This window comes from Colwellia demingiae (assembly GCF_007954275.1).
Lineage (GTDB): Bacteria > Pseudomonadota > Gammaproteobacteria > Enterobacterales > Alteromonadaceae > Colwellia > Colwellia demingiae.
The window spans coordinates 548,885-559,346 of the sequence record NZ_VOLT01000004.1; the positions used below are offsets into that span (position 1 = coordinate 548,885).

Below are 10,462 nucleotides of genomic sequence, written 5' to 3' on the forward strand. Positions count from 1 at the left end.
TCTTAAGGATATTTGGGTATAATAGCAGCATTAACCTTACCCATATTTCGCTGTTAGAGTATTTCATGTTTGACAATCTTTCCGAACGCTTAAGTAAAACGCTTAAAAATATTAGTGGCCGTGGCCGTTTAACCGAAGACAATATCAAAGAAACCTTACGCGAAGTGCGTATGGCATTACTTGAAGCTGACGTCGCTTTACCCGTCATTCGTGAATTTATAGCCAAAGTAAAAGAAAAAGCTGTTGGTACTGATGTTTCTAAAAGCCTCACGCCAGGGCAGATTTTTGTCAAAATAGTTCAAAAAGAACTTGAGTCAGCCATGGGTGAAGTCAATGAAGGTCTTGACTTAAGAGCTGCACCACCAGCGGTTGTGCTAATGGCCGGTTTGCAAGGTGCAGGTAAAACAACTTCTGTAGCTAAGTTAGCCAAATTTTTAACAGAACGTGAAAAGAAAAAAGTATTAGTAGTAAGTGCTGATGTATATCGTCCAGCAGCTATTAAGCAACTTGAAACGTTAGCGGAAGAAATAAGTGTTGGTTTCTTCCCAAGTGATATCAACCAAAAACCGATTGATATTGCCAATGCCGCCATTGATCATGCTAAGAAAAATTTTTATGATGTGTTAATTGTCGATACTGCAGGTCGATTGCATATTGATGAAAACATGATGGGTGAGATACAGCAACTTCATGCTGCTATCAATCCAATAGAGACCCTTTTCACTGTTGATGCCATGACAGGTCAAGATGCTGCTAATACAGCGAAGGCCTTTAATGATGCGTTACCACTAACCGGTATTATCTTAACCAAAACCGATGGTGATGCTCGTGGCGGTGCTGCGTTATCAATCCGTCATATCACTGGCAAGCCTATTAAGTTCATGGGTGTTGGTGAAAAAATTGAAGCCCTTGAACCTTTCCATCCTGACCGAATTGCCTCTCGTATTCTTGGCATGGGTGATGTGCTCTCATTAGTTGAAGAAATTGAGCAAAAAGTTGATAGAAAGCAAGCTGAGAAATTAGCTAATAAAGTTAAAAGTGGTAAAGGTTTTAGTTTAGAAGATTTTCGTGACCAGCTTGTCCAAATGAAGAGTATGGGCGGGATGACAGGCATGATGGATAAGCTGCCTGGTATGGGCAACATGTCTGGTAAAATCAAAGATCAAATGGATGATAAAATTACCGTGCAAATGGAAGCTATTATCAATTCTATGACACCTGGTGAACGTGAGCGTCCTGATATTATTAAAGGTTCTCGTAAGCGTCGTATTGCTGTTGGCTCGGGTACTCAAATTCAAGATGTAAATAAGCTACTTAAGCAATTTACTCAAATGCAAAAAATGATGAAAAAAATGTCAGGTAAAGGCGGCATGAAAAAAATGATGCGTAGCATGCAAGGCATGATGCCACCAGGTGGTGGTGGAATGGGTGGCATGGGCGGTGGCGGCGGAATGTTCGGCCGTTAATTTTATTTTAAAAGTCATCTCATAAAAAAAGCCGTATTTACGGCTTTTTTTATTTTCAGAAAGAAAACAATTATTGCTTAATCGGTTAATGCAGATCATGTCAAATATGATGGAATTAGGCAAACTATCACTTGTCGGCAAAAGATAAGTTATTTTCTTATCGTCTAGCTATACTTAACTCGTTTTACCATCACTTAATTTATAAAAATTCATGAGTGTTAAGTATTCCCTTGCCCAATTAAAGTGATCATAAGGCAGCCATTCCATGGTTGTTTGTCCAATTAAGCTCTAGTTTGTAATTTAAGGTAATCGATTCAATGGCTATACATAAAGTTAGCAAAGCTGTTACTCGCAGCTCAGTGAGTCAGTCTGAAAACGTAGGCTTTTTTAAACGTTTTGCTATGGTATTTGAAAGCCTAACTATCGTGCTGATTACTGCTGCACTTATGTGGTCAACACGTTTTTTCGATATGACTGAATTTGTGATGAATTTATCGAGTAGTCAACCGCATTGGCAATTAGGTAACATCATCACGCTAGCTAGTATTTCAGTCTTGGGCTTACTGGTTTTACTCACTCGTTATAGTTTGTATTTACGCAAAAAAATGAAGCTACAGTTTGTTGCTGAAGAGGAAATTAAAAGACTCGCTTTTTTTGATAGCTTAACTAATCTACCTAACAAAGAACTTTGTCAAGATCGTTTAGAGCAAGCTCTAGCGCGTGCGGCAAGAAACAATACCTCAATTGCAGTGTTATTTATTGGCATTGATGACTTTAAAGCCGTTAATGATCAACAAGGTCATGTAGGCGGCGATAAGCTTTTGAAACAAATTGCTAAACGCTTATCCGGTCAGTTACGTTCAGGTGACACCTTAGCGAGAATAACTGGGGTGGAATTTATTATTATACTCGAGACTATTTCGCCTAAAGACAATATCAATACGTTTGCTGACAAAGTATTGCTAAAGCTGACTAAGTGTTATCGAATTTCCATGCAAGAAGTCTATATCACTGGTAATGTCGGTGTTGCCTTATACCCGAGTGATGGTGAATACGGTAAAGAGTTAATTCAACATGCAGATACGGCGATGTGCTTTGCCAAAGAAAAAGGCCGTAATCGCTTAGCTTTTTTCTCTAAAGAGCTACAAGAACAAGTTAATATCAAGAAGGAAATTGCTGAACAATTACGAGGTGCAATGCAAAGGGATGAATTAGTCCTGCACTACCAACCTATCATTGCAACCCACTCGAATGAAATTATTGCCGTAGAGGCCTTGTTACGATGGAATAATGAGTTACTCGGTGATTTGGCGCCAAATGTATTCATTCCGATAGCAGAAGAGATTGGCATTATTACAAAAATTGGTGATTGGGTACTCGCACAAGCTTGTCAGCAAAATAAAACCTGGCAGCAGCAGGGTTACCCTTGCATCGTAATGACAATTAACATGTCAGTGATGCAATTAGCTATCAGCAATTATGCCACTACGGTATCTTCGTCTCTGACCGAAACAAATTTAGATCCTCAATACTTGGAGTTAGAGTTTACGGAGAACACGCTGATGAAGGATGCAAAAAAATCAATAGTGCAACTTAGGGAGTTGAGTGCGTTAGGTGTTTCTATCGCACTTGATGATTTTGGTACAGGTTATTCGTCTATAAAACATTTAGCTAAGTTCAAGCTCAACAAATTAAAAATTGATGGTAGTTTTATAAAAAACATTCCTGAAAGTGCAGGGGATATCATTGCTACAAGAGCCATCATTGCTTTAGCTAAGCAATTAAAACTGCACGTAACCGCCGAAGGTGTTGAAACAGCCAAGCAGTGTGAGTTTATGATGACTAATAATGTTGACTCTATGCAGGGCTATCACTTTAGTCGTCCCGTTGCTGCCAAAGCATTTGAGCAACTTTTGCAATCCCCTTCATGGCAATAAAACTCATCCGTTTGCCATAATTTATTCTCTTTGAACAAAGCCTACCGTACCGTTCATTACCTGATAGGTAAATAAAACTTGTAAAAATATACTAGAAGCGTAAAATACGCGAGCTTTTCTGTCGCTTGTTGACAGGAAGTGTCTGGAAAATCCGTTTTTACACTTAACATATATAGAGGACGATATGGTTACCATTCGTTTAGCTCGTGGCGGCGCTAAAAAGCGTCCATTCTATCAGGTTGTTGTTGCAGATAGCCGTAACTCTCGCGATGGTCGTTTCATCGAGAAAGTTGGTTTCTTCAACCCAACAGCACAAGGTCAAGCTGAAAAATTACGCTTAGATCTAGACCGTATTACCCATTGGGTAGGTCAAGGTGCGACAGTATCTGATCGTGTGGCTAAGTTAGTTAAAGACGCAACTGCGGCTTAATAGCTTAGTAGGCAGTAGGAGAATTTTTGTGAGTACAGAAGAAAAAAAAATCATCTTGGGTAAAGTAGGCGCAGTTTACGGCATCAAAGGCTGGTTAAAAATTCATTCATTCACTGATGAAACTGAAGCCATACTTGACTATTTCCCTTGGTCATTAAAATTAGGGAATAATACACAAACAGTTGAAATAACTGATTGGCGCAAGCATAACAAAATACTTATTGTGAAAGTGGCAGGTATTGATGACAGAGATGAAGCGCAAGCATTAGTCGGCTCTGAAATATTAACCAATGAAGCAGCGTTGCCAGAATTATCGCAAGATGATTTTTACTGGCGCGATTTAATAGGTATGTCTGTTGTGACTAACAAGGGTTACGACCTGGGCGTAGTTACTGACATGATGGAAACTGGCGCTAATGATGTACTGGTTGTGAAAGCTAATTTAAAAGATGGCTTTAGTAAAAAAGAACGGTTAATCCCGTACCTTTTTGAACAAGTAATTGAGTCGGTTAGTATTGAAAATAAACAAATTTGTGTTGACTGGGATCCGGGTTTTTAACTTGTGACTAGCACTATCTCTGATAAAGGGAAGAACAGAATGTGGATTGGGGTGATAAGCCTTTTTCCCGAAATGTTTAATGCTATCACGGAGTACGGGGTAACAGGCCGAGCGATTCGCAATGGGTTAATTGAATTTCAGCAATGGAATCCAAGAGACTTTACCCATGATAAGCATCGTACCGTTGATGATCGTCCTTATGGCGGTGGTCCGGGCATGTTAATGATGGTACAACCATTACGAGATGCTATTGCAGCTGCGCGTAAAGCGGCAGAAGTTAATGGCGGTAAAGCTAAAGTTATCTACTTGTCTCCGCAAGGACGAAAGCTTGATCAACAAGGCGTAAGTGAATTAGCACAACATGATCGACTAGTATTTATTGCTGGTAGATATGAAGGCATAGACGAGCGACTAATCGCGTCAGATATTGACGAAGAATGGTCGGTTGGCGATTACATTTTAAGTGGTGGTGAACTCCCTGCGATGAATGTTATCGATGCTGTAGCACGCTTAGTGCCAGGAGTATTAGGACATAAAGAATCAGCAGAGCAGGACTCCTTCTCTAACGGTTTATTAGATTGTCCTCATTACACTCGGCCAGAAGTACTAACAACTCCTCAGGGAGATGAAATGTCAGTACCAAAAGTATTGTTAAGTGGTAATCATGAACACATACGCTTATGGCGACAAGAGCAATCTTTGCTAAGAACGTGGACTAGAAGACCAGAACTATTAAATAACCTAGCTCTGACAGCTGAGCAGGAAAAAGCACTTACTTTGATTAAAAAGCAAGTGAAATAAACCACTTAGACTGTGCACACTAGGAAGAAGGTAATATGAGTAAAATTCTTGAAATGCTCGAACAAGAGCAAATGAAAACAGATCTACCAGCATTCGCCCCAGGCGATACTGTTGTAGTTCAAGTAAAAGTTACTGAAGCTGATAAATCACGTCTTCAAGCGTTTGAAGGTGTAGTTATCGCTGTTAAAAACCGCGGCTTACATTCTGCTTTCACTGTTCGTAAAATCTCGAACGGTGTTGGTGTAGAACGTGTATTTCAGACACATAGCCCTATTGTTGATTCAATTGAAGTTAAACGTCGTGGCGATGTTCGTCAAGCTAAACTTTACTACTTGCGCGAGCTATCTGGCCGTAAAGCACGTATCAAAGAAAAATTGGCTAAGAAATAGAAATATTTCCAATACAATTTTCTGTAAAGAAAGTTTGAATAAAGGCCTGAATAATTCATTATTCAGGCCTTTTTGTTTTTAAAGCAAAATCTTTTCTTAATCTTAGTATTTTTCTTATACAGTAGTGTAAATAACTAATTTAGCGGCTTGAATCTTCGTCCATCCAATACGTCCTTCTTTGTCTTTCTTTTTGCTTTTTACATACGAGTGAGCGATACACTCTTGTGGACATAAGCCTTGTTTACTATAAAAGAATATTGGTGAGTTCGGACCTCATGAAGTGTAGGTCTATTTTCGGTAATTCTTCATATAATACGTTGGGTATAAGCCTAATTCGTATCGGAAGCTTTAAAGCACTTCTGCCATGTCATTAGATTTATATTGCGTTGATGCGCTAATGCTTTAGCTTTTTTTAGTTAGGTAAATAGCAATATTTCGCTGAGCTGATGCGCGTACTGTTTGTAAAGCTAAAGGCACAGCAAAACTGAGATAATGTTTGGCAGGGGCTAATATTATTTTGTAGTTGGCGATATCACTTCTGATAGGGCTTTTGGCAGGTTGGTTTTATCTACGTCACTCTCTCGTTATTAAAACGGCGCATTAAATGCGCCGCTTGCTATAAAAAACTAGGATTAAACCACCATTGAATGAGGGTCAATTACAAACTTTTGCGCGGCCCCTTTATCAAAGGCGTTATAACCTTCAGGTGCACCATCAAGTGAAATTACTTTCACATTCACTGCTTTAGCAATTTGTACTTTGTCCCACAAAATTGCCTGCATTAGATTGCGATGATATTTCATCACTGGACATTGCCCTGTGACAAAATAGTGTGATTTCGCCCAACCAAGGCCAAAGTTCATACTAAGTTGGCCAGTTTTAGCTGCTTCGGTAGATGCACCAGGATCGCCAGTTACGTAAAGTCCTGGAATACCTATGCCACCACCGGCACGTGTTACTTCCATCATAGTATTAAGTACAATTGCAGGCTGTTCTTTATGATGGCTACAACCGTGGCTGTGAGCTTCAAAACCAACACAATCCACAGCAGCATCTACTTCAGGAACACCTAATATTTGTTCGATCATATCTGGCACAGTCGCATCTTGACGTAAATCAATGGTTTCACAGCCAAAGCTACGTGCTTGGGCTAGACGCTCTGGATTCATATCGCCCACAATGACACAAGCTGCGCCAAGTAATTGTGATGACGCTGCAGCAGCAAGACCTACAGGTCCAGCACCGGCAATATAAACAGTGGCACCAGGAACAACACCAGCTGTTACAGCACCATGATATCCCGTTGGGAAAATATCAGAGAGCATGGTTAAGTCACGAATTTTTTCTAATGCCTGATCTTTATCAGGAAATTTTAACAGGTTGAAGTCGGCATAAGGCACCATCACATACTCAGATTGACCACCAACCCAACCACCCATATCAACGTAACCAAAGGCAGCACCAGCGCGACCAGGGTTAACGTTTAAACATATACCTGTATTTCCTTCACGGCAGTTTCTACAGCGACCACAAGCAATATTAAAAGGCACAGACACAATGTCACCAATGTCTAAAAACTCTACATCGCTGCCTTTCTCAATGATCATACCGGTAATTTCATGACCTAGAACAAGACCTGGTTCAGCGGTAGTTCGACCGCGTACCATATGTTGATCACTGCCACAGATATTGGTAGTTACTACTTTTAAAATAACGCCGTGCTCACACTTTCTATTGCCAATGGCAAGCTTAGGGTAGGCAATATCTTGAATTTCAACACTTCCAGGGCCAGTATAAACAACGCCGCGGTTTCCATGATTTGAGCACATATCAATCTCTCTTGTTGGTTAAATGACACTAATAATATTTTTAAAATTTTGCTTTGGTCATTAATTAAGAATCGAAGCCAATCTCCTTATCATTATTTAAATAGTTACTGGCTAAGGTGAAAAGCACTGTGTTTAGGGTACCGTTTTGATGATTATATAGGCATACCTAAAAAAGACACTAGCATGCCTAAAACAGACGGAACTAGTTTAAAAAGGAGGAGAAGCACTACATTAGATAATAAAGTTATCGATAATAATTAATCATCTTCAAATTATTTTTAGTTGAAATATCTGATTGTTAGGTGGGTAAATAGTTTTATTTTTATCCAGAGTTTAGGTGGATTAATCATTAATTTATTTTTCTTGAACAATTTTTACGTAAAACATAAAAGGGAATAGTAATAAAATAGTACTCGCAGGTCAGGAGTCCACTTTACTAAGGAGCTATCAAATCAGTAAGTAACTTTTAAATTGAGTATTATTAGACTAAATTGAATTGAATTGAATCGAATCGATAGATCGTGTTTTGGTAGCTATGTACCGAAGTTACTTGGCCGTTACCCAGAGAATTTGTGCATCGTCTTCACTCACCGAAATAACCAAATGCCCCATCATGGCATCATAATAGACGCTATCACCTTCGACCAAGTTCACTGGTTCATAGAATTCAGTAACCAACTGCACTTCTCCTTCTAACACCAACATGTATTCTTCACCACTATGGCGTACCCACTCACCGAAATCATCGAAGCTACGCGCGTGAACTCTGCACTTGTATGGCATCATTTTTTTATGGCTAAACTCTGTAGACAGTAATTCATGCTCATACGTGGAAGTTAAATGATAATTTCCTTGCTCTTTTAACGTTATATCACGACGCCCAACCGCTTGTGCCACAGTTGGCTTAGTAAATAATTGCGGTAACTCAATATTTAAACCCGTTGCTAACTTTTGCATCACGGTAAAGGTTGGCGAAATTTGTTCATTCTCAATTTTAGATAAGGTTGAAGCTGCCAAGTTAGTCAGGTTAGCTGCCTCTCTAAGGGTTAGCTTGTTCCGCATTCGGATCGACTTTAGCTGCGCGCCTATGCTAATAGCGCCAATTGCTCGCACATCATGTTTACTGCTTGTTACTGTCATTGACATATAGATGTCCTTTTTTCACTATTGCTCATCATGTTATTTAGTAACCAGAGTGAGCAGAACAAGAGACATCAATACGCTTGAAACAGACAAACGTACCTTTGCAAATGAGGGTTAATACTTAACAAACAGCGACAATGTTTACGATAAATGAATAAACGTTGTCGTTGATTACTTCTAATAAGAGTGGCGATTAGTAAGTGGCTACTAAGAGCTCGCTACTTAGAAAAGACCACGGTCTTTTTCCCATACATGAATATGCGATGTTCGATATGACAACGCACCGCGCGCGACAGCGTTAAACATTCGATATCACGCCCTTTAGCCGCTAAGTCCTTAGGATAGTAACCATGATCAACCGTCTCAACGCCTTGGCTAATGATTGGCCCTTCATCGAGATCGTCACTGACATAATGTGCGGTGGCGCCCACTAACTTAATACCGCGATCATAGGCTTGAAAATAAGGTCTAGCGCCCTTAAAACCGGGCAATAACGAGTGGTGAATATTAATGGCTTTACCGGAAAGCTTTTTACACAAGTCGCTCGATAATACCTGCATATAACGCGCTAATACCACTAAGTCAGCGTCAGATTCTTGTATTATCTGCCACACTTTGGCTTCTTGCTCGGGTTTAGTTTCCTTAGTGATAGGCAGGTGGTAATAAGGAATACCATGCCATTTGGCGAGGTCTTCTAAATCGGGGTGATTAGAGATAATCGCCGGAATGTCGATATCTAGATCGCCCGTGCGATAACGGTATAATAAGTCATTCAAGCAATGATCGTGCTTTGACACCATGATCACAACTTTAGATTTATACGGACTGGATGCCAATTGCCATTGCATCTCAAATTCACTGGCGCGTTGCTCAAATTCTTGGCTAAATGCTTCTGCGCTAAAGTCTGTCGCCGTCTGTGCTCTAAATTCTATACGGATGAAAAAACGGTTGACCGCGGTATCATCAAACGAGTGAATTTCATTAATATAGAACCCTTTTTCACACAAAAAACGGGTAACCACATCAACCGTGCCCGGTCTACTTGGACAATCTGCGGTGATAATATGCGTTTGCGTGACAGGTTTGATATCGGACATGTTCGATCCTATTGTTGAAGTTAAAACAGCTTAGTGTTAACTGAATAATGTTGATTGAATAGTTTTCACTTAATAGTGTTCCATTCAAACCATTCAGTTAAACGTAAGCGGCTTTATGATGAGTTATCGCTACCCTTAACGCGCATTGAAACAACAAACAATTTGCGTTAAGGGGCGATTGATTTTAGTTAACACTGTGCTTAACCAAAGCTAAAAAAGCGTTAAAAAAAAGTTAAACAATTATTGAACAATCATTAAACAATTGTCAGGCCGTATTCTTGGCTACCTTGTTGTATCCATAACCACACGTAGTCAGAAAAACTGCGACGAACGACGAGCTGAAACTTGTCTTCACTCACGCGCAAGATATGTGCGCCCGTTTTAGCAAACGTGGTACCAACCACCTTGCCAATCGGAAAACTATCTAGGTGTAAATCATAACCGGTCGATTTCTTCATCAAGTCGATAACATGCTCGCCGCTCAGTTCAAGCAGGGTTTGCGCGCCACTGACATCACTGACCGCAAAGTGGCCTGTTAAATACGACCGAAGCTTTTGCTCAACATCCACTTCACTGCCCGAGGCAACAATAATTAACCACTCATCTGGCGCTAACCACATGATTTGAGCAAGCTCACTCTTGGCGCTGCTACATGGCGTAATAGGCAATGCGACCCCTAAAGCCTCTTGCACACCCGCTAAAAATTCAGCATCGGCACAGTTGCCACGTAAGTTAAGGTGACCCAATAACTTATGCTCATGTAAAATAATGCCACCAGCGCTTGATTGGCCAATTAATTGGTCAAGCTGAG

The 10,462-nt window shown here is 40.1% G+C and carries 10 protein-coding genes; 6 read left to right on the plus strand and 4 right to left on the minus strand.

The window, feature by feature from the left end:
- Positions 1 to 65: 65 nt before the first annotated feature.
- The 6 genes from ffh (at position 66) to rplS (ending at position 5,582) form a co-directional block, all read left to right on the plus strand.
- Complete coding sequence (gene ffh / locus ESZ36_RS10465; protein WP_146787304.1) at positions 66 to 1,466, plus strand: signal recognition particle protein; 1,401 nt, start codon at positions 66 to 68, stop codon at positions 1,464 to 1,466.
- A 317-nt stretch (positions 1,467 to 1,783) separates the two neighbouring features.
- Complete coding sequence (locus tag ESZ36_RS10470) at positions 1,784 to 3,403, plus strand: putative bifunctional diguanylate cyclase/phosphodiesterase (protein ID WP_146787307.1); 1,620 nt, start codon at positions 1,784 to 1,786, stop codon at positions 3,401 to 3,403.
- Positions 3,404 to 3,587: 184 nt separating this feature from the next.
- Positions 3,588 to 3,833 carry a 30S ribosomal protein S16 gene (gene rpsP / locus ESZ36_RS10475; RefSeq protein WP_011044805.1) on the plus strand — a complete coding sequence of 82 codons (246 nt, stop codon included), beginning with the start codon at positions 3,588 to 3,590 and terminating at the stop codon, positions 3,831 to 3,833.
- Between the two features lie 28 nt (positions 3,834 to 3,861).
- Positions 3,862 to 4,392, plus strand: a complete 531-nt coding sequence (gene rimM / locus ESZ36_RS10480) for a ribosome maturation factor RimM (RefSeq protein WP_146787310.1) — start codon at positions 3,862 to 3,864, stop codon at positions 4,390 to 4,392.
- 39 nt (positions 4,393 to 4,431) lie between these two features.
- Complete coding sequence (gene trmD, locus ESZ36_RS10485) at positions 4,432 to 5,193, plus strand: tRNA (guanosine(37)-N1)-methyltransferase TrmD (protein ID WP_146787418.1); 762 nt, start codon at positions 4,432 to 4,434, stop codon at positions 5,191 to 5,193.
- Positions 5,194 to 5,228: 35 nt separating this feature from the next.
- Positions 5,229 to 5,582: a 50S ribosomal protein L19 gene (gene rplS / locus ESZ36_RS10490; RefSeq protein ID WP_146787312.1), complete on the plus strand. Its 354-nt coding sequence runs from the start codon at positions 5,229 to 5,231 to the stop codon at positions 5,580 to 5,582.
- Positions 5,583 to 6,214: 632 nt separating this feature from the next.
- On the opposite strand, the gene fdhA is transcribed toward rplS, so the two are convergent.
- The 4 genes from fdhA to ESZ36_RS10515 form a co-directional block, all read right to left on the minus strand.
- Positions 6,215 to 7,411 (minus strand): formaldehyde dehydrogenase, glutathione-independent, encoded by a 1,197-nt coding sequence (gene fdhA, locus ESZ36_RS10500; protein ID WP_011044778.1) that lies wholly within the window; start codon positions 7,409 to 7,411, stop codon positions 6,215 to 6,217.
- 546 nt (positions 7,412 to 7,957) lie between these two features.
- Entirely contained in the window at positions 7,958 to 8,557 is a 600-nt protein-coding gene (locus ESZ36_RS10505) for a helix-turn-helix domain-containing protein (protein WP_146787314.1), read from the minus strand.
- Between the two features lie 215 nt (positions 8,558 to 8,772).
- On the minus strand, positions 8,773 to 9,651 hold the full coding sequence (gene purU, locus ESZ36_RS10510) for a formyltetrahydrofolate deformylase (RefSeq protein ID WP_146787316.1): 879 nt from the start codon (positions 9,649 to 9,651) through the stop codon (positions 8,773 to 8,775).
- Between the two features lie 254 nt (positions 9,652 to 9,905).
- Positions 9,906 to 10,462, minus strand: a 557-nt coding sequence (locus tag ESZ36_RS10515) for a sarcosine oxidase subunit gamma (RefSeq protein WP_146787318.1), incomplete at its 5' end; no start/stop codon positions are given.